The following is a 20,505-nucleotide window of genomic DNA, read 5'->3' on the forward strand; positions in this document are numbered from 1 at the left end:
AATAGCGTAGGGAAAATGCTTGAGAACAAGGCGCAATTTTTCGATAAGTAGTTATTCTACAATCAAAAATTGCAACGTAGTTATCGAGTATTTTAACAAGCTAGAATGACCAGTTATTTACTACGATTGGTATAACCTATACTCAATCTCACTAAAGCAACCAACCCCATGTGAAACTCCACAAACAAAAGGCTGAGGAGCAGATCTTTACCCTACAAACAATGTACTAGCTATTTTGATTTTGTTAGTTCGTATGGCCTTAATATAAATGTTCAATATAACTAGGAAAACACTTGAGTACTTACTAGAAAAAGTGGGCTCGCAAAATTACCAAACGGACTCAATTAGTGATGTTTGTATAAAAACACGTACAAGAAATATAAATGATAGATACAAAAAATCCCGCAGGGGATGCGGGATTTTTACTAGTGACTAAATTGGTTTAAAGGTGACTAGCCTTGAATGCCAACGATTAACCATGGCGCATTAGGCGCAGTCAAGTCACGCTCTAGGTGCCAGATATCTTCGATTTCTTCTTCAACACCTTCTACTGTGTCACGGTAACGACCGCTAAACTGCAGACTAAGCTGTGCTTTATTTGCATCGTAATCAGCACGGACGATCTCCGCATCAACGTACATTACGTCAGTATGCTGCTCACCGTCGAGCTTCGCGCGCTCTGCTTTTAGGTCTTCAAACAAGCTTGGAGAAACATATTCTTCAATAGTTTCTAGCTGGTTGTGATTCCACGCACCTTGCAGGATTCGATAGTGTTCACGAGAACCATTAATGAACGCTGCTTGGTCAAAACCCGGTGGGTAGTTATGTGGTACGTCTGTTTGAGCGCCAAAACCACCAAAGCCACCATTATTTGTGTTTGGTTGTTGCTCAAAGTTTTGCATGTTTGGTTGCTCAAACTTAGATGCGTTGCCACCAAATGCAGGCTGTTGACGATGCTGGTTCATACTGCCCTGCTTCGCACCTAGCATACCGCGCATTAGTTTAAAGATGACAAAGGCAATCAAACCAATAATTAGGATATCCATAAACTGGATACCTTCAAAAGCACCGCCAAAGAATGCAGCAAGTAGACCACCAGCAAGAAGTCCGCCTAGCAGACCACCCATAAGGCCTTTCTTACTTGAAGACTTTGTCGTCTGATCTTTGCCGACCGTATTGGTGTTTTGTTGCTGTTGTTTCGGTGCTGGTGCGGTTTTGTAGCTCTTACCGAAAGACTTACTGCCACCAAACTTCTTCGCTTCCGCGATAGGCGTTACAGCAACAGTAAACATCAACAAAGCAACAATAGAAAATAAACGTTTCATCGTTATCCTTAAAGTTAGCTATCTAAGATAGTGCCCCATTTTCAAGACGAAACAATCGTTGTTTCAAACAGTAGCACGCCAAAGATGATTTTTAAGTCATCATACTCTGTATACCGATTGATGAAAATAGCTTATAGAAGCTGACATGTATCAGAATATTGCCAAAAATGCAGACTGCTCACACTGCTTACAATTCAGCTGAAGGCGCTTGATCAATGTAAAAAAAGTATGGAATAAGTTCACTAATACTCCAGATTGTTTTACTTGAATTAGAATCAGTGACACAGCTCAGAATCCTACACCTTGAGGGCACTTGGACACATTGCCTTGTTGACGGTTAATACGTAGCTGACTATCATATTGAACGATGTTCAATAAAGTAGTTTGAGAATATGGCACGCAGAAACGATCACACCCGAGAAGAGTTAGTGAATTTGACGTTAACAACGGTCAAAAACTTTTTAGATGAGAATTCTTACCACGAACTCAGTCTTCGTAAAATCGCTAACATGATTGGTTACGTGCCAAGCACATTGGTAAATGTTTTTGGTAATTATAATTTGTTGTTGCTTCATGTTGTCGCTCAAACTTTAGATGAGTTATCTCAAGAAGCACGCAAAGCAACTAATGACAGCAAAGACTCCCATCAAGCGCTTTTTGAACTCGCTTATTGCTACCACGATTTTGCTCAAAAACACCCATACCGTTGGCAGTTAGTGTTCGAACACAACATGAATGGAGCAGAACTTCCGGAATGGCATGCCAAACGTATCGATGGTATGACGGGAATGCTAGAGTCACTATTGGCTCAAATCGCACCACATCGTACTGAATCCGAAGTGATTCAAGCGAGTCGAGTCCTTTGGTCTGGCGTACATGGCATTACTTTACTCAGTGTTGATGATAAGTTTTTCTCTAGTGAACCAATTGATGGCAAAGAATTGATCAGTAATCTTCTTTCCAACTACCTCACGAACTGGTAACAAAGGATTATCCATGTCATCCGACAGACAGCCGTCCTTACTTACGCAGAGAAAGTTCCTGCCCTATTTCATTACTCAGTTTTTTGGCGCTTTCAACGACAATATTTTTAAAAACGTTTTGCTGTTGTTTGTCGCATTCGCTGGCTCCAGTGCACTACCTATTTCGAGCAATTTGTTCATCAACCTTGCGGCAGGCTTGTTCATTCTACCGTTCTTTCTGTTCTCTGCTTCCGCTGGCGTATTAGCCGACAAATATGAAAAGTCATGGTTTATTCGTAAGGTTAAACTATTTGAAATAGCCATCATGCTCTTGGGTGCCATCGGATTCATAACCGAAAGTTATGGTGTGCTTTTATTGCTACTGTTTTTAATGGGCACACAGTCAGCATTTTTTGGCCCAGTTAAATATGCCCTTTTGCCTCAAAAGTTAAATGCTAAAGAGTTAGTGCCCGGCAACGCTCTTGTTGAAGCAGGTACCTTTATCGCCATCCTTATTGGCACCTTAGGCGCTGGGATTATAGCCTCTGCAGACAACGCAAAATACCTTGCCGCATTTTGTGTCGTGATCTTCGCATTGTTAGGCTACTTGTCGAGCCGCTCAATCCCCTTTGCTGCAGCCAGCGCGCCCAATCTCTCTTTTCGTTGGCAACCATACAAGCAAACCAAACACACGCTCTCTATCGCCAAATCCGATCGAGTTGTTTTTCAATGCATAATGGCAATAAGCTGGTTTTGGTTTTTAGGCGCCGCATATCTAACACAATTTCCGAATTTCACTAAGATTTACCTAAATGGCACCGAGAGTGCGGTGTCTTTCTTGCTCGCTCTATTTTCCATTGGTATCGCGCTAGGGTCGCTACTTTGCAATTGGATCTCAAACCATCGTATCGAAGTCGGTATTGTGCCAATTGGTGCCTTTGGCATTACGGTATTTGGGTACCTAATGGCCACTTCCATTCCCAATGATCTACCTACTTTCCATAACTTTGTAGACTTCTTTAGATATGAGCCTTTTTGGCCATTATTTTTCTACCTATTGATGATTGGCGCTTCGGGCGGTTTGTTTATCGTGCCTCTTTACGCATTAATGCAGCATCGAGCAAAGGAAACCGAACGTGCTCAAGTCATCGCAGGGCTCAACATTTTTAACTCTCTGTTTATGGTCGGCAGCGCTGTCTTAGGTATTGTGTGCCTAAGTGTAATCAAGATGACAATTCCTCAGCTGTTTGCATTGTTAGCCGTTTTAAATTTCTTAGTCGCCGCTTACATCTTTTTGCAAATTCCTATTTTTGTAGTTCGCTTTGTCATGTGGATGCTTACGCACACCATCTATCGAGTTAAGCATAAGAATCTACACAACCTACCCGAGCATGGTGGGGCATTGATTGTATGTAATCATGTAAGCTACATGGATGCATTGCTACTTAGTGCCGTATGCCCAAGGTTGATTCGTTTTGTGATGGAGGAAGATTACGCCAACCTACCTCCATTAAGGCGCTTTTTACGTCGAACTGGGGTAATTCCAATTTCAGCGAGTAACAGAAGCTCTATCAGACGTGCATTTAACGATGTGGAAGCTGCGCTAAGCGAAGGTCATATCGTCTGTATTTTCCCTGAAGGAAGATTAACTTCAGATGGTGAAATGAATGAATTCATGCGCGGTATTGATATCATTCTACGTCGTAGCCCAGTACCCGTCATACCTGTTGCACTTAAAGGCTTATGGGGAAGCTATTTCAGCCGCGCAAAAGGTCGCGCATGCTGTGGCTTACCGACTCGATTTTGGTCAAAGCTAGAAATTGAGGCAGGACAACCGGTGCCACCAAATGAAGCAACGGCAAAAACAATGTTCGATAAAGTGCATCAACTTAGAGGCGACTGGCGATAAATACACTTGAACACATGTTTAGGATAACTGAACATGTGTTCAAATCATTAAGACAAACTGACCACACCCAGTGCGATATACTCTCCCTTTCATTCACAACAGCGAATAAAAACCTTGAATAGAAACTACCTCCTGTTTGGATTGGCGTTACTTTTTTGTCTAACCCCTCTTGCCTCCTCTCCCATTGCTCTAGTTATCGGTTTTCTACTCGCAAGTTTTGGTTTTGTGCCTTCCGAGCTGCCCATCGCTTCTTTTACTAAAAAGCTGCTGTCTTACTCGATTATTGGCTTAGGCTTTGGCATCAACTTTGAGCAAGCACTTGCAGTCACATCGGATGGTATCGGCCTGATCATCGCCACTATTACAGGCACACTGATCATGGGCACTCTCATTGCCAGGGTAATTAAATTGGAGCGAGTAACCGCTTACTTAATCTCATCAGGTACTGCAATTTGTGGTGGTAGCGCAATTGCTGCTGTGGCACCGGCGATTAAAGCGAAAGACGAGCAGATTGGATTAGCACTGGCAACGGTATTTGTCCTGAACTCCATTGCACTCTTTGTGTTTCCTGTGATTGGACATGCTTTAGGGCTAGATCAACACACGTTTGGCACATGGGCTGCGATTGCCATTCATGACACATCTTCTGTTGTCGGGGCTGCCTCGGCCTATGGGGAAGAAGCGCTAACTACGGCAACAACATTGAAACTCGCGCGCGCTTTATGGATCATTCCTGTTGCTTTGATCAGTGCCGTCATCTTTTCAAGAGGCCCAAAAGAGAATGGAAAGAAAAAACTAGCTATCCCTTATTTCATTTTTTGGTACTGTGCAGCTATCGCGTTTAGCGACTTCTTTCCTCAATTTGAAATGGTCTATCACGGCATTTTCATTGGAGCAAAGCAAGCGTTGGTTGTATGTCTGTTTTTGATAGGTTGCAGCATTTCAATTTCAAAACTAAAGTCAGCTGGAGCTAAGCCGCTGTTGTTTGGTGTGACTCTGTGGGTGCTAATTTCTACCACTTCTCTAAGTTGGTTACTGTTTTAGATATTGGTGGTCTGCTTATCGCGTTGAGGGGACGGTATTTCCCGTTTGCTATTTTTGTATATAACGACCAACGCTATAGCGATCAAAAATGCCGTTAGCTCTGCAAGAGAGCGGGCTAGCCCTTCACTACTTATCGCGATACCAATTTGTAGTGCTACTGCCGCAATTAAAACTAGCTTTGCCATCCTGAACCTTATGCATTTTCTCTCCACTAAGAAGCATAATTATGATTCAGAGTTATAAGGATACGAAATTCTCTTTATGACTAATACATAGCAAAATTGACTAATGCTGAATTGATGACAGCAGCCACTCTTTCACGGCCTTACGTGAAATTTTGATCCCACCTTCTAGTAGAGTTTGTGGCATTACATGGTATTCCACTGGCCATTTAAACTTCTCTAACTTTGATTGCAAGTGCTGGTCATACTCCGACTTGCTGCGCAATCCATTGGTCTGAATCACAGCTACTGGTCTATGACCAAACTCCGCGTCTTCGACTGGAACCACTATACTCTGCACTACACCATCAATTTGGTTCAAAGCGGCTTCAATCTCTTCACAATGGATATTCTCACCACCAGAGATAAACTGATTGTCGGCACGGCCGATTATCTTTAATTCATCACCTTGCCACTCGCCAAGATCTTTGCTGTCAAACCAGCCTTTCTCATCCAGAAATGGGGTAACATGTCCTTGATGGAAATACCCTGCCGCTAATGTCTTACCGCCAACAAAAATGCGTTGGTCAACTAATTTTATCTTACGGTGCTTCAATACATGTCCAGCATTACTGGTGCTGTCAATTCTCTTTGCGGTAACGGTAGAGGCCGCCTCCGTCATCCCATAACCTAACCATGTCTCAATGCCTTGCCCTGTTGCTCGTAGTGCCAACTCGTGATCAACGTGGCTGCCGCCCAGTAGCACATGTGTCAATGACAAATGTGCATCATCATCCAATAACCGTTTGAGCTGAGTCGCAACCAAAGAAGCGTGTGATACGCCCTGAACATCATCAACAAGTTTCCCTGAACCGACTTTTAGTGTTGCTCCGACATATAGCCAACGATAGACAATCGCTAATCCAGAGACGTGATACAGCGGAAGCGATAACAGCCAAGCATCTTGCTGAGTGAAAATGAACTCCTGCAACAAGCCCTCTGCAGACGCAAGATGCTGTCGATGTGTATGAACCACAGCTTTAGGCTCCCCTGTAGAGCCAGAAGTAAATACTACTGAAGCGAGCCGGTCATGATGATAGCTATCTTCAGTCAACGAATCACTCTCTTGCTGTGATACTACAGGCGGTGAAAGCAATGTTGCCTTGAGTTTTTGTATATCATGTTCAGAAAAGATCGAAGCGCACTCCTGAGAAAACCAGATAAACCGAGTTTGATCAGGCCTGTAAAGTGTAGCAAGCTTACTCTGCAACTTATCTAGTGGTTGTTCCATGGTCAGCGCAGCGAGCGCGCCTAACTGTTTGGAGGCAAGATAAAACAACAGTGTTTCTACTTGGTTCTTGCCAACCAAAGTCAGCACATCCCCCCGAGTTACACCCAAGTCATTCAAATAGTGAGTGTATTGGTCAATACGCTTCGAGAGTTGTTGCCAGTTTAATACTTCTGTTGATGTCTTGAGTGCAATAGAAAAAGGGCTCGTTTGAGCCCAATATTTCCATGGTGCCTTCGCAATATTGTCTACGCAGAATGCCACACAATCTCCTGGTCTTTTAGAGGAAGAACGGGAAGTTCACACTTAGGCCAGCCCTGCTCTAGCTGAGCTTTGAATAAGCCAATCGTATCCAAACCTGGAACTTCATCAGGCAGCTGCCATTGGGCAAAGCGCGCTAATTGAGTTAAACCGAGACTGGATTCAATGCTCGAGCTAATCACTGCTTTCATCCCCAGTGACTTCGCTTTCTCTATCAGTGTAATACAAAAATCCACCGAACCAATGAGTGTGGGTTTGATGATGATCGTTTTCACACCAGTTAGATCTTCAAGACGGAAATCTTCACGACGAACCGCATCTTGCAATGTTTCATCCCAAGCGATAGCAATACCAGTATTAATCGCAAAAGAGAGACTATCGCCAGGAGAGCGGCACGGCTCTTCTAGAAACGTGATTCGTTGACGCAGAGACGGAGCAATGTACTTAGCGAACTGCTGCGCTTTTTCTGGTGTCCAAGCGCGATTGGCATCGAGTCGAAGCGTTAATTGAGGGATTGATTCAAGAAAAAGGTTCACAAGCATGCCATCGCGAATTGGCTCATAAAGTCCAACTTTCACCTTAGCGACTTTCTCACCTTCCATTTCGTTCAGCTTTGGAATGAGCTCATCTGGGTCGCCAGTGCATAGTGGCGCTGTTTGGTATTTACCTTGTTGTGGTAAGCCACCAGCTAATTCAAGCTGTGCCATCGATAAACCAAACGCAACCGACGGGTACATATTGGCATAATCCACATCCAACTCTGCTACCCAACGTTCCGCCTGTTCTTGTAGTTGAACACCCGCATCTTCGGTGCTCTCTAAGCTAAAACCAGGAAGAGGAGCGACTTCTCCAAGCCCTGTTTTACCATCTTCGGAAAGCGCAACAACATAACCAACACGTTCAGTTAGCTTATTGTCACGTAGGATGACACCACTATCCATGGGCAAGCTATAACGATAAATTTTCGCTTCACGCATAATTCAAGTCCTATGTAATGCCTTATATTTGAGCGTTCTGACGAGCAATCCCACCAGCCTCCCAGAGAGCGAGGCGCTCAGGAAAAAAGGAACAGAGGAGCTAACACGCTCCTCATTTAGACGGATTATGGGTTGCGAGGGAATTTATCGAAGTCTGGACGACGTTTCTCGTTGAATGCGTTACGACCTTCTTGGCCTTCATCTGTCATGTAGAACATCATAGTCGCGTTACCCGCCAGTTCTTGCAGACCCGCTTGGCCATCACAGTCCGCGTTCAACGCAGCTTTCAAGCAACGCAATGCCATTGGGCTGTGTTGCAGAACTTCACGACACCAACGAACGGTTTCTTTCTCTAGATCCGCTAGTGGTACAACTGTGTTTACTAGGCCCATGTCTACCGCTTCTTGAGCATTGTAGAAACGACATAGGAACCAAATTTCGCGAGCTTTCTTTTGGCCTACGATGCGAGCCATGTAAGATGCACCCCAACCGCCATCAAATGAACCCACTTTAGGGCCTGTTTGACCAAATTGAGCGTTGTCAGCTGCAATCGTGAGGTCACACATCATGTGCAGAACATGACCACCGCCCACAGCCCAACCAGCTACCGATGCGATCACTGGTTTTGGACAAGTACGAATATCACGTTGGAAGTCCAATACGTTTAGGTGGTGCGTACCTTGGTCATCTTTGTAGCCGCCGTAGTCGCCACGGATCTTCTGGTCACCGCCAGAACAGAATGCGTCTTCACCTAGACCTGTCAGAATGATCACGCCAACACCAGAGTCGTAACGCGCATCTGCCAACGCATCAATCATCTCTTTTACCGTTTGAGGACGAAACGCATTACGCACTTGAGGACGCGCAATGGTGATTTTCGCGATACCATCTTCAGACTTATGGTAATGAATGTCCTCGTATTTCTCGCCGCAATCTTTCCATTGAACCGGAGCGTAAAGTTCTTCTTCAGAAATGCCTACTGTTTTAGCCATGGTGATTCCCATTGTTCTCGTTACTCTCACCAAAGTGAGACTGAATTATTTGCTTGGTATGTATCGCAAACTGTTTGGGCTGCTCTTGATGGACGTTATGACCAGCGCCTTCAACTTGTCGATACGCCAACCCGCTACGTTGTGCCAGTTGGCTAAATTTTTGGTCTTTCTCACCACACAAGTAATACACTGGTATGTTCTGCTTTTGCAGTGAGGGCAACAAATATGCCTGTTTGGCTAACGATGTCGTCATCAACATATTCGCCACCGCTGAGCCAAGATTATCACTTCGCTTCGCAATGAATGTTTGTCTTTGCTCATGGTTTAGTGAAGAAAACACCGCTTGTTGGTACCAATCGTTCAAAACACGTTCAAGTGGTTCAGTTTTGAAACGCATTGCCCAGCGAGCATCATTCTCTAATCTCACCTGTTTCTCTGACTCAGTTTGAAGCCCGAAGTTTCCCCCTTCAATAATCGCGCCTGCAATATTGAGATCTGGAAAGCATTGATGGGCAATACCATGCATCGCAATGCGGCCGCCCATAGAGTAACCAATCAAAATAAGTGGTTGTTGTGAGGGAAATAATAAAGATAGTGTGGAACCAAGAAGTTTGCAGCAATCATTCAGATCGCTGCAAGAAATAGATTGGCTATGCCCATGACCAGGGAGGTCAACCGTAACACGTTCATATTCGGGTAATGCATTTAAACACGCGAGCCAATCGGCACCGCTACCGAGTAAGCCATGCAAAAACACCAAAGTGGGCAACGTTCTACTTTGGTGTTTTTCTAATACAGGGAAACGTTCAAAGTAAAGCATTCAGACTCTTATTAAATGCCTTGAGTGTCTCAGCAGCTTGGTTAGATGGGGTTTGAACCTCGACCAGCAACGTTCCTTGGCCGTGACATAAATGCTCTTTTACAGATGATTGGAATTGCTCCAGTGTAGAAACATGCAAATACGCCAAACCAAACTGCTTTGCCGCGTGTTCAAACTGATAACCATGAGGCATTTGATAATATGTCGTTCTGCGCTCTGGTGGTACTGGCAACATATCAAAAATCGCACCGCCGTCATTATTAGTAACAACAAGTATCGCCGGCAGTTTATTGTGAGAAAATAGCGCCAGAGAATTGAGATCATAAAGTGCTGCTGTGTCACCGATATACATTAGTAACGGATTACCTCTTGCCCGTTGCACGCCTGATGCCGCAGCAAACAAACCGTCAATCCCTGACGCGCCTCGATTAGTGAAAACCTCTACACCATCCAATTTTCCGTACATATCAACAAGCCGAACAAACAAGCTATTACCCAAGAAAACATCTACGTTTTTTGTGCGCTCGTTGATGTCTGCTGCCAACGCAATTTCGTCAATGGCAGACGCTGAATCAGATAGGAAGGCTTCTTCGATACGTTGATGAACTCGCTTAACGTCATTCGCTAACCTATCAGCCCACCCAGCAAATATTGACTTCTCAAAACTAATGCGAGAAACCCACGTTTTAGGAGGCTCAACCCAGTGCATTTGCGCCAGATGATTTTGGTTATTCCGGTCCATACAAGGTGAGACATACCAATACTGAACGTCTTTACTTTGTTGATTTTTCGATACTTGTTTATCAATCCATTGGTTCAAACGTTTGGAGATGATTCGGCTACCAAATTGGATAATAAGTTCACAAGATTCAAGCTCGTTTGCGAACTCGGGAAGTTGAAGCCATACATCGTAATACGCCCAATCCGAACTGAGACCACTTTGCGGGTCTGCAAGTACTGGCCATCCCATCTTTTGTGCAAATGCCTGCGCCGACTTCGCTTGTTCAAGCGGTAAGCTGCCAATCACAACCAAGCCTTTTTTGTCCGAAAAAGGCGGGATGTTTGCCTGTGACAAATGGCTAAAACGCTGAGTATAAGTGCCGCTTCCTTTTCGCCATCCGGCGACCGAATCTAAGTAGGTTTGATAATCCGATTTTGCGCCGTTGGAATACAAAGGCTCTGGAAATGCACAATTAATATGAACGGCACTACCCTGCAATTGCTGAGTAAACATCACTTCGTCAACAGAGGTCAGCAACCAGTTAAGCGACGTTGCTAAATTTGGGCTTGGTAAATTCAAACTGGCCGAAACATGATGTGAAAAAATACCCAATTGATTTATCGCTTGGTTTGCACCACAGCCGACAAGTTCTACTGGACGATCTGCTGTCAGCAGCACCAGTTTTTCACCAGTAAGTTTGGCTTCGGCAACCGACGGTAATAAGTTCGCCACTGCCGTACCAGAGGTAACGATAATTGCCACGGGTTCCTGAGTAGCTTTCGCTAAACCAAGAGCCATAAAGCCCAATCCACGCTCATCAAAATGAGTATGAATGGAAAAGTCGGACTGTTCTGCCGCTTCTAAAGTTAAAGGCGTAGAACGAGATCCGGGAGCGATACAAACATGCTTAACGCCAAATCGCTGAAGCTCAATCAATATGGTTTCTGACCAAACTCGATTGAGCACCGCTTGGTCATGACTCATGATGCGACTCCCAATGGCGGATGATCAGAAATCAGCGTAAGTAACGTCGACATTTTCTTATCAAGTTCTGCCCACTCATGTTCTGCAATGGAGCCTGGAACAATCCCTGCGCCCGCAAACAGTTGTACTTGCTCACCGAGCACAAGCGCACTTCTGATTGCGACACAAAACTCTGCTCGTTCATGGCTTATGTAACCCATTGACCCCGCGTACCAGCCGCGTGCAAACGGCTCATTATCCAATATAAATTGCATCGACTCTTGTCGGGGTAAGCCAGCAACCGCCGCTGTTGGTTGAAGCGCCGATAACAACTGAACACCATTTATCCCCGCTCTTAGACTAGCGTGAATATTTCGCTTAAGGTGCTGCACTTTTCGTAGTCTGACCAAACTCGGTTCAGCTTCCACTTCAACCACTTCAGAATGTGGTGATAGACGGTCAATGATGTCGTCCACCACATACTGGTTTTCGTTGAGGTTCTTTTGGTCTTGGGATAACCAATTCGCCAACTCCATATCTTGAGTGGCATTGTCTCCCCGACCAATCGTACCTGCTAACGCTTCGGTATGTAGCTCATGCCCTACGCGAGAATACAAACGTTCTGGCGTAGACCCCATAAAACTGTGCTTACTGTCTAAGCTCAGCATGAAATGGAAGCTATGATGGTTATTTAAGTAACTTGCTTTAAGTAGCTGTGCAGCACTTAATGTGTTATCAAGCTGCACGGTAGAGCGACGCGCTAAAACCACTTTCTTAAAATCATCATTCTCTATACCAGTCAGAACCTTATGAACTAACTCATTCCATTGAGGCTGACTTGGCGTGTGAACAATAGAGCGGATGTGAGACGAAATTGGAGCTAAGGTCGCGACCTCACAAACCAGTTTATTCAACCCAGCTAGAGTTCGCGCTTTGTCTTCTGAAATATTAACTGCGAGAGACCACTGTTGGTCAAAACGAATTAACTCAATTTGAGGCAAAAAGAAAAAAGAGGGCATACAGCGACGATTCTTCTCATGCTGTCCATCAAAAGAGCGCCCGCCCCAGACTCTTTGCCCTTCACCTAGAATGGTATAAGCAGGACCTGGCTCAACAAAAGCGTGCAATTGCCCTAGTGCAACGACCTCTTCACGTGTATCGCGGGACTGCCAATAAAACTTAGGGAAAAGTGGTTGCGCATCAAGCCAATCAATAAATGAGAAATTAGGTTTCTCGCTAAGGGGCTCGACCAGACGTGTTTGATTGCCTTCCGATTGCTGAACTCGCTCGATAATTCTCTTTACGGCTTGATGGAACTGTGACAAATCAACCTCGTTGTATGTGAGGATAAATGGTAACTGACGGCTACTCTAAGTTTAGACCCAAAGCAAATCAAGGTCGTATGCGATCTTTTGCAAAATCCTGTGATAGCAAGCGAGCAAAACTTAACCAGCAGACAGATTATTTACAGATATATATTCTAATAAAAAACAAATTATTGTATTTTAATAAAGAAATTAACGAATTTTTAGGAATTAAACAATGCAAAATATCGGGATGTCGTCAAAACTCGACAATGTCTGCTACGACATTAGGGGTCCTGTACTCAAACATGCTAAGCGCATGGAGGAAGAAGGGCATAAAATCCTAAAGCTAAACATTGGTAACCCTGCCCCATTTGGTTTTGACGCCCCTGATGAGATTTTAGTCGACGTGATTCGTAATCTGCCGACTTCTCAAGGCTATTGTGATTCCAAAGGCATTTACTCTGCTCGTAAAGCTGTGGTCCAACACTATCAGCGTAAAGGTATACGCTCGCTAGATGTCGAAGATGTGTATGTAGGTAACGGCGTGTCTGAGTTGATCGTAATGGCTATGCAAGCGCTATTAAACAATGGCGACGAAATGCTGATCCCAGCACCAGACTATCCGTTATGGACAGCTTCAGTTGCACTATCTGGTGGTAAGCCGGTTCATTATCTATGTGATGAAGAAACTGACTGGTACCCAGACCTTGAAGACATCAAAAAGAAAATCACACCAAAGACACGTGGCATTGTTCTGATCAACCCGAACAACCCGACAGGTGCGGTATACAGCCGTGACTTCCTACTTGAAGTGATTGAGATAGCACGCCAGCACAAACTGATCATTTTCGCAGATGAGATCTACGACAAAGTGTTGTACGACGGTGCAACACATACCTCAGTCGCCACACTCACTGAAGACGTGCTAGTCATGACATTCAATGGCCTTTCAAAAGCCTACCGTGTTTGTGGTTTCCGTGGTGGCTGGATGTTCCTAACGGGGCCTAAACATCTGGCTCAAGGGTACGTGAATGGCTTGGAGCTGCTTTCATCGATGCGTTTATGTGCAAACGTACCAATGCAACATGCCATTCAAACCGCGTTAGGTGGATACCAGAGTATCAATGAACTGATTTTACCAGGCGGACGCTTATTAGAGCAGCGCAACCGAGCGTATGAACTGATCAATCAGATTCCTGGTGTTTCTTGTGTCAAACCTAAGGGTGCGATGTACCTCTTCCCGAAAATCGACACTAAAATGTACAACATCAAGAACGATCAGCAGATGGTTTTAGATTTCTTAAAACAAGAGAAGGTCTTACTGGTGCAAGGTTCCGGTTTTAACTGGCCAAAACCAGACCACTTCCGCATCGTGACACTACCGCACGTTGAAGATCTAGAAATCGCCATTGGACGTTTTGAAAGATTCCTATCAACCTACAGCCAGTAATGAATCACTGGTAGTAATTAGTGCTGATCTCTCATATGCTTAGAGGAACTCCTAGTGAGTTCCTTTTTTACACCAGAAACGGAGAAAGCCATGAAAGAAAGCCATTTTTTCGCCCACCTGGCTCGAATGAAGCTGATCCAACGCTGGCCTTTAATGCGGTCCGTCTCACCAGAAAACGTTTCAGAGCATAGCTTACAAGTTGCTTTTGTCGCTCATGCCCTTGCCCTAATTAAAAACAAAAAGTTCGGCGGCAACCTTAATCCAGAACGCATCGCTATTCTTGCCATGTACCATGATTCCAGTGAAGTATTAACGGGTGATCTTCCAACTCCAGTGAAGTATTACAACCCTGAAATTGCCAAAGAATATAAGAAGATAGAATCGGCAGCGGAACAAAAATTACTCTCAATGTTACCGGAAGAGTTCCACGATGATTTTGCCCCCTATCTTCTTTCTCACTCTGCACACGAAGAGGACGCAAAAATCGTTAAGCAAGCCGATTCCATCTGTGCCTATTTAAAATGTCTTGAAGAACTGAGCGCCGGCAACCATGAGTTCGCTCTGGCAAAAAAACGCTTAGACGTCACTTTGCAAGAACGCAGAACGCCTGAAATGGATTACTTTCTCAATACCTTTGCCCCAAGTTTCGAATTATCGTTAGATGAAATCAGTTAGCTTACGGAGATAATCGTGTCGTTTGAATTACACCCGCAATGGCAAGAGCGCCATGATGATGAGCATAAAATCCGTCGAGACGACCATCGGAGCCCGTACCAACGAGACCGAGCGCGTATTCTTCACTCGGCTGCATTTCGACGCCTACAAGCAAAAACCCAAGTACACGGCAATAGCTTGGAAGACTTTCACCGCAGTCGGTTAACACACTCCTTAGAAGCGTCGCAACTAGGGACCGGTATCGTCGCCCAGTTAAAGAAAAAACAGCCAGAGTTCCGCGATCTATTACCATCAGACAGCTTAATTGATTCATTATGTTTGGCTCACGACATCGGGCATCCTCCATACGGTCATGGGGGAGAAGTCGCTCTAAACTACGTAATGCGCGAACATGGCGGCTTCGAGGGGAACGCCCAAACCTTTCGTATCGTCACTAAGTTAGAGCCTTATACTGAGCATTTCGGAATGAATTTATCACGCCGCACACTGCTTGGTTTGATTAAGTACCCTGCCCTCATTAGTCAAACACGCTCCGTCAAGTTGCCTCAACCAGCCGAGCATCAACGTAAACTAAAAGCAAAAGATTGGAGCCCAGCTAAAGGCATTTATGATTGTGATAAAGACTTATTTGATTGGGTAATTGCACCGCTTTCTGACAACGACAAGGCATTGCTTAGTCTGATGCGTTCAACGCCAGAATCGGAGTTTGAGCACAGTAAAACGCGTTTTAAATCACTCGATTGCTCAATCATGGAGCTAGCAGATGATATCGCCTACGGTGTTCATGATTTAGAAGATGCAATCGTACTTGGTATGGTGACACGTCAGCAATGGCAAGAAGGCGCAGCAAGTCAATTAGCGGACTGTGGCGACCCGTGGTTTGAAGCTCATATCGATTCCATCGGACAGATGCTATTTAGCGGTAAGCACCATGAGCGGAAAGATGCTATCGGTGGTATGGTTAACGCGCTACTGACCAGCATTTCAATCAAAACGGTGGATGAGCCGTTTAATAACCCGTTACTGTCTTGGAATGCGTGTTTAGAACCACAGATGGCACGTGCACTTGACGTACTCAAGCACTTTGTCAGCACCTTCGTTATCCAAGTCCCGCAGGTCCAGATCGTTGAGTATAAGGGTCAGCAAATTATTATGGATATTTTTGAAGCGTTAACAGCAGACCCAGAGCGATTACTACCCGTTCATACAAGAGATCTGTGGTGTCAGGCGAAGAGCGAGAGCAATAAAATGAGGGTCATCGCCGATTATATTTCTGCAATGACCGATGGTCACGCGCAAAAGCTACACCGCCAACTTTTCTCTTCCATCGTTCTTTAGTAACACTCAACCTTTCAAGTAATTCTTTTCAAAAACGCCCGGAGGCATCTGGGCGATTTGGAATTCGATCATCTTTTCAAACGCACGCATCAGCGGTGTAAAGTCTCGCTCGGGTTCAAGCAAGCGAAGCGAATGATAACCAGCCTCGACTGTCGATAAGCTATTCTCAGAGGGCGCCTTACGAATGGTGTAGTGCCCTTGTAGTTGCTTAGGCAACTGCACGGTTGGGAGTGGATGTAAGTTGCTTGAGAGTCGCCACATTTTGTACGCTTTTTTCCACGTACCATCGAGCAAAATCAAACGTATTTTCTTAGATACACTATGACTCGCTTGAGTGATTTCAGAAATGCATCGTGACTCTTCTGATGGGTAAAGAACAAAATGTTGATATGACTCATCCGCTAATAAGTGATTTAAGGCATCATCACAAGAAAAGTCCTCTCCTATCAAACAAATACAGTTATCTAAACTCAAATTGAGAATCCGTGCCGTACCAAGCGGACGATGTTCTTCACTCGTGTGCTGAAGAATGATAAGTTCTACCTCGCTTGCCAGCGGTACAATCCATTGGCAAATACACGCTTTTTGCGATTTTCCACAACGAGAACAATAACGAGACATAGAGTGAACCTTTATACCTTGCTGAGTATTATCAGCGTGATCTGTTTGATACTTCAATTTGAACCAATGGCAAGCCTAACCGAGTGGCACAGCTACAATATACGCCATGGTGAATGGTGGCGAATCGTAACAGGAAATCTCACACATACCAACTTTGCGCACTTAGGAATGAACCTCGCCGGATTGTGGATCATTACTTTTATTTTTCGCCCAAGCACTCGTAACTTCCTTATCGTTTTTTCAATCTTATGTGCATGTGTTGGTGCGCTGAATTTGTTTACCAACATGTCGGTATACGTGGGTTTATCCGGCGTATTACACGGATTGTTTGGATTTTGGGCGCTCAGAGAAGTCTTTGAAAGCAGAAGAAGCAGTGTGTTGTTAGTTGGAGGACTAATCGCCAAAGTAGCATGGGAGCAGGTCTATGGCCCATCCAGCAGTACTGCTGAGCTTATCGGTGCAAACGTTGCTATTGATGCTCATATGTTTGGCGCACTCGGTGGGTTAGTAATGGCTTTACTGGAAAAAGGCCTTCGCCGTCGTTTATTCGGATAAAAAATCCCGAACCACGAAAGAGGGGCTGGTTCGGGAAAGCAGTAATAGGGAAACAGATATTGTTCTGAATTCAGACTCAATATCTGCAATACATCAAGCTACAGTAAAATGCGGTCTTCGTTTTTCTTAACTGTCGCTTCACCTATGCCTTTTACGCTCTTCAAATCTGCTGCCGTTTTAAAAGGGCCATGTTCCTCGCGGTAGTCCACTATACTCTGCGCTTTCTTCTCACCTATACCTTTCAACATGGTCGCTATTTCTTCAGCAGTGGCCGTGTTGATATTTACAGTAATTTCAATTCCTTCATATTTGTCAGTGGCTGAATCCGCAGCCATGCTAAAAGGTGCAAAAACAAATAAGCACAATGTCAAAATCCATTTCATATTGAACATACAATCTCCAAAATAGTAGGCTAAAAACAGTCGTCGAGAGCGAGTCACTATCAAGTTTGCAATGGAAAGCAATATGGTTATGCATTTAACAAACTGAGATGACCCGGAATTCACAACGGCCGCTATCACTTAAACGCGCACTAATTTAAGTAATGCCTATTGATGATTGAAGTTCATAAAGACAAAAATAAAACGGACCGCTTATGCGGTCCGTTTTATTCAACATACAAATTACACTAATTGTGCTTAGTTGCTCACAACAAAGTACTCAATGTCAGTATTTGCACGCAGTACGGCTAGTACAGATGATAAATCTTGCTGAGAAGATGCACGCTGCATTTGCATCGCAACTTGATCTTCTAACTCACTATCTAGCTCTGCGTTTACAGCATCAAGCTCGATGATAATGATGTTACCTTCAAGATCTTTAGACTGACCGTATACTGGTTTACCATCGACTGGTTTTGCCATCGCGAATACCGTTGTTGCCAACGGAGAACGACGATCTACTGTCTCTTGTTCACCAAAGGCAAGATTGTTTTCAGCAAGCTCGTTCGTCTTACCTTCTTTCAATGCCGCAACGACTTGTGTTCCAAGTTCCATCGCTTCTTGCTCACCTTTAACACGAGATAGCTCTGCAACAACCTGATCTTTCACTTCTTCTAGTGGAAGAACTGTCTCGTCACGCGCATCTTCAACACGAACAACGATAATATGCTCAGGCGCAACTTCGATAGCTTCAGAGTTTAGGCCATCTTCTTTAACTTCAGGGCTTAGGATAGCTTGCATTACCGCAGGGCTACGAAGCACTTCAGGTGCATCAACCTGAGAAATAAAGTCCGTTGTCTTCACTTCTTGGTTAACCGCTTGAGAAGCATCATACAATGAGTCTGGGTATTCAAACGCTACGCGCTCAAGCTCATTTTGCAACTCGTAGAATTGATCGATCGCTTGTTGGTCGACCATCTCTTGTTTGATTTCAGCAGCGACTTCTTCAAATGGCTTCGCCACAGAATCTTTTAGCTCTTCAAGCTTGATAATGTGATAGCCAAAGTCCGACTTTACTAGACCCGACGTATCGCCAGGATTCTTCAGTGCGAATGCCGCTTCTTCAAAAGCAGGGTCCATCACATCACGCTCAATCCAACCTAGGTCACCACCGTTTTCAGCGCTGCCAAAATCGTCAGATTTCTCTTGAGCAAGCGTCGCAAAATCTGCACCCGCGTTTAGCTCATCTAGGATAGCTTGCGCTTTTGCTTCATCGTCCCCTTCTACAAGAATGTGAGCGACACGTCGTTGCTCTTCTGAAGAGTATTTGTTTAAGTGCTCGTCGTAGTACTTTTTCACCTCAGCATCAGAAACATTAACTTGTTCCTTTAGCGCTTCAGCTGACAGTTCGATGTAAGAGACTTTAACCTGCTCTGGGCGTGTAAAGTTGTCTGGGTTTGCTTTGTAGTACTCTTGAATTTCTTCGTCGGTCAATTCAATATTTTTCGCAAACTCCGCTAAGTCGATCTGAATCGTGCGAATATCACGAGTTTGAGTGAACAGCTTGCCTTCTGCTTGTACTTCACCCGGCAGAATAAATTCACTGTTTTGTAGCGCATTCAGCAGTTGCTCACGAACCAATTCACGACGCATGTACTCAGCAAAAGAGTCTGGCGAAAAGCCTGCACGACGCAAAGAAGCTTGATAGATCTCTTGATCAAACTGACCATTAGATTGGAACTGAGGCATGTCTAGAATCATGCTACGCACTTGAGTGTCGCTGATTCGCAGACCCAAAGCTTCAGCTTGTTGGTCAAGCAACACGTCATTGATCATTCGATCTAAAACGGATTTGCGGAAAGATTCAACATATGCAGGGTCAGCCAGCATTTGAGAGAAGTAGTCACCCAACTGAGCTTGCATACGGTTACGCTCATTTTGGTATGCCATCTCGAACTCACCACGAGGAATCTCAGTGTTACCGACTTTCGCTGCAGAGTTGTTGCTACCACCAACGATGTAGCTACCTACACCTGCAAATACGAAAGACAGGATGATAAGTCCAAGGATAATTTTGACCGCGATGCTATTCACGCCTTCGCGTAGTCGATCCATCATAATTTAACTGCTCTCCACAATTGAAGCCTACTGCTTCTATCTAATAGAAATAATGGCGCAATAATATCAGAAAAAGAAATGCGCATCAGTATGATGCGCATAATTTAAGAAAGTTCGGCTCGAAGTTTGTAAATTTTTGTTCGAAACTTATTGTTTGAGCAAAAGTTAAGCAAATGGCCGGTTACAGAAATAACGCCGTGATTAGTTACAAGCGTCTTTCAGTGCTTTACCAGCTTTGAAAGCTGGTACTTTTGCTTCTGCGATTTGGATTTCTTCACCAGTTTTTGGGTTACGACCAGTACGTGCAGCACGAGTACGAACGCTGAATGTACCAAAGCCAACTAGAGCGACTTGATCACCAGATTGAAGAGTTCCGCTTACTGCTTCGATGAATGCATCTAGAGCACGACCCGCTGACGCTTTAGAAATATCTGCATTTTCTGCGATTTGTTCTACTAACTGAGTTTTATTCACTGTAATTTCCCCTTTGTGTCATCTGTGATTATTTTTGTGATGACTTTCGTTCCATTGTTAAGAAAATATGCTCCACCCCTTATTCATCAAGGGCTGGCAGCTATCGAAACTAACTTAGCGCCCAAAAAAAACGCTGACAAGCCTTTTTGGGCTTATCAGCGTAA

Annotated in this window: 19 protein-coding genes; 7 read left to right on the plus strand and 12 right to left on the minus strand. The window is 44.4% G+C overall.

Translation table 11 applies throughout. The features are described 5' to 3' along the window. Positions 1–452 precede the first annotated feature (452 nt). Complete coding sequence (locus tag R7P69_RS15510) at positions 453–1,325, minus strand: Tim44 domain-containing protein (RefSeq protein WP_005384268.1); 873 nt, start codon at positions 1,323–1,325, stop codon at positions 453–455. Positions 1,326–1,717: 392 nt separating this feature from the next. On the opposite strand from R7P69_RS15510, the gene R7P69_RS15515 reads away from it, so the two are divergent. The 3 genes from R7P69_RS15515 (at position 1,718) to R7P69_RS15525 (ending at position 5,240) form a co-directional block, all read left to right on the plus strand. Beyond that, positions 1,718–2,308 (plus strand): TetR/AcrR family transcriptional regulator, encoded by a 591-nt coding sequence (locus R7P69_RS15515; protein ID WP_005382308.1) that lies wholly within the window; start codon positions 1,718–1,720, stop codon positions 2,306–2,308. Between the two features lie 13 nt (positions 2,309–2,321). Further along, complete coding sequence (locus R7P69_RS15520; protein ID WP_033906874.1) at positions 2,322–4,196, plus strand: MFS transporter; 1,875 nt, start codon at positions 2,322–2,324, stop codon at positions 4,194–4,196. Between the two features lie 114 nt (positions 4,197–4,310). After that, a complete protein-coding gene (locus tag R7P69_RS15525; protein ID WP_137281813.1) occupies positions 4,311–5,240 on the plus strand; it encodes a YeiH family protein in 930 nt (309 codons plus the stop codon). Here R7P69_RS15525 and R7P69_RS15530 read toward each other — a convergent pair. The 7 genes from R7P69_RS15530 to R7P69_RS15560 all read right to left on the minus strand — a co-directional run bounded on the left by R7P69_RS15530 (position 5,237) and on the right by R7P69_RS15560 (position 12,748). After that, the gene (locus tag R7P69_RS15530; RefSeq protein WP_017634658.1) at positions 5,237–5,425 is read right to left on the minus strand and encodes a hypothetical protein; all 189 of its coding nucleotides are present in this window, start codon (positions 5,423–5,425) and stop codon (positions 5,237–5,239) included. The genes R7P69_RS15525 and R7P69_RS15530 overlap by 4 nt on opposite strands. Before the next feature lie 100 nt (positions 5,426–5,525). Then, positions 5,526–6,953, minus strand: coding sequence for an o-succinylbenzoate--CoA ligase (gene menE, locus R7P69_RS15535; RefSeq protein WP_238952248.1), 1,428 nt, complete (start codon positions 6,951–6,953; stop codon positions 5,526–5,528). After that, a complete protein-coding gene (gene menC / locus R7P69_RS15540) occupies positions 6,938–7,927 on the minus strand; it encodes an o-succinylbenzoate synthase (protein ID WP_138939404.1) in 990 nt (329 codons plus the stop codon). Before menC ends, menE begins: the two co-directional genes overlap by 16 nt. A gap of 125 nt (positions 7,928–8,052) precedes the next feature. Continuing rightward, positions 8,053–8,919: a 1,4-dihydroxy-2-naphthoyl-CoA synthase gene (gene menB / locus R7P69_RS15545; RefSeq protein WP_005382318.1), complete on the minus strand. Its 867-nt coding sequence runs from the start codon at positions 8,917–8,919 to the stop codon at positions 8,053–8,055. Continuing rightward, positions 8,912–9,739 (minus strand): 2-succinyl-6-hydroxy-2,4-cyclohexadiene-1-carboxylate synthase, encoded by an 828-nt coding sequence (menH, locus tag R7P69_RS15550; RefSeq protein WP_005382319.1) that lies wholly within the window; start codon positions 9,737–9,739, stop codon positions 8,912–8,914. Before menH ends, menB begins: the two co-directional genes overlap by 8 nt. Further along, a complete protein-coding gene (gene menD / locus R7P69_RS15555) occupies positions 9,726–11,444 on the minus strand; it encodes a 2-succinyl-5-enolpyruvyl-6-hydroxy-3-cyclohexene-1-carboxylic-acid synthase (protein ID WP_136976370.1) in 1,719 nt (572 codons plus the stop codon). Before menD ends, menH begins: the two co-directional genes overlap by 14 nt. Further along, the gene (locus tag R7P69_RS15560; protein WP_005382321.1) at positions 11,441–12,748 is read right to left on the minus strand and encodes an isochorismate synthase MenF; all 1,308 of its coding nucleotides are present in this window, start codon (positions 12,746–12,748) and stop codon (positions 11,441–11,443) included. Before R7P69_RS15560 ends, menD begins: the two co-directional genes overlap by 4 nt. Before the next feature lie 217 nt (positions 12,749–12,965). On the opposite strand from R7P69_RS15560, the gene R7P69_RS15565 reads away from it, so the two are divergent. The 3 genes from R7P69_RS15565 (at position 12,966) to R7P69_RS15575 (ending at position 16,193) form a co-directional block, all read left to right on the plus strand. Next, positions 12,966–14,180: a pyridoxal phosphate-dependent aminotransferase gene (locus tag R7P69_RS15565; protein ID WP_005382322.1), complete on the plus strand. Its 1,215-nt coding sequence runs from the start codon at positions 12,966–12,968 to the stop codon at positions 14,178–14,180. Between the two features lie 90 nt (positions 14,181–14,270). Then, a complete protein-coding gene (gene yfbR / locus R7P69_RS15570; RefSeq protein ID WP_017634778.1) occupies positions 14,271–14,855 on the plus strand; it encodes a 5'-deoxynucleotidase in 585 nt (194 codons plus the stop codon). A 15-nt stretch (positions 14,856–14,870) separates the two neighbouring features. Continuing rightward, positions 14,871–16,193, plus strand: a complete 1,323-nt coding sequence (locus R7P69_RS15575; protein WP_017634779.1) for an anti-phage deoxyguanosine triphosphatase — start codon at positions 14,871–14,873, stop codon at positions 16,191–16,193. A gap of 6 nt (positions 16,194–16,199) precedes the next feature. On the opposite strand, the gene R7P69_RS15580 is transcribed toward R7P69_RS15575, so the two are convergent. After that, positions 16,200–16,814, minus strand: a complete 615-nt coding sequence (locus R7P69_RS15580) for a tRNA-uridine aminocarboxypropyltransferase (protein ID WP_238952247.1) — start codon at positions 16,812–16,814, stop codon at positions 16,200–16,202. 3 nt (positions 16,815–16,817) lie between these two features. Here R7P69_RS15580 and rrtA point away from each other — a divergent pair, with 3 nt between their 5' ends. Next, on the plus strand, positions 16,818–17,369 hold the full coding sequence (gene rrtA / locus R7P69_RS15585; protein ID WP_005382331.1) for a rhombosortase: 552 nt from the start codon (positions 16,818–16,820) through the stop codon (positions 17,367–17,369). A 98-nt stretch (positions 17,370–17,467) separates the two neighbouring features. Here the strand turns inward: rrtA and R7P69_RS15590 are convergent, their stop codons facing one another. From R7P69_RS15590 to R7P69_RS15600, 3 genes are all read right to left on the minus strand, one after another. Further along, positions 17,468–17,752 carry a ComEA family DNA-binding protein gene (locus tag R7P69_RS15590; protein WP_031777211.1) on the minus strand — a complete coding sequence of 95 codons (285 nt, stop codon included), beginning with the start codon at positions 17,750–17,752 and terminating at the stop codon, positions 17,468–17,470. 255 nt (positions 17,753–18,007) lie between these two features. After that, the gene (gene ppiD, locus R7P69_RS15595) at positions 18,008–19,867 is read right to left on the minus strand and encodes a peptidylprolyl isomerase (RefSeq protein WP_042524021.1); all 1,860 of its coding nucleotides are present in this window, start codon (positions 19,865–19,867) and stop codon (positions 18,008–18,010) included. Positions 19,868–20,068: 201 nt separating this feature from the next. Further along, the gene (locus R7P69_RS15600; protein ID WP_005382341.1) at positions 20,069–20,341 is read right to left on the minus strand and encodes an HU family DNA-binding protein; all 273 of its coding nucleotides are present in this window, start codon (positions 20,339–20,341) and stop codon (positions 20,069–20,071) included. Between the last annotated feature and the right edge of the window lie 164 nt (positions 20,342–20,505).

Source organism: Vibrio sp. 661 (genome assembly GCF_033339315.1).
Lineage (GTDB): Bacteria > Pseudomonadota > Gammaproteobacteria > Enterobacterales > Vibrionaceae > Vibrio > Vibrio alginolyticus.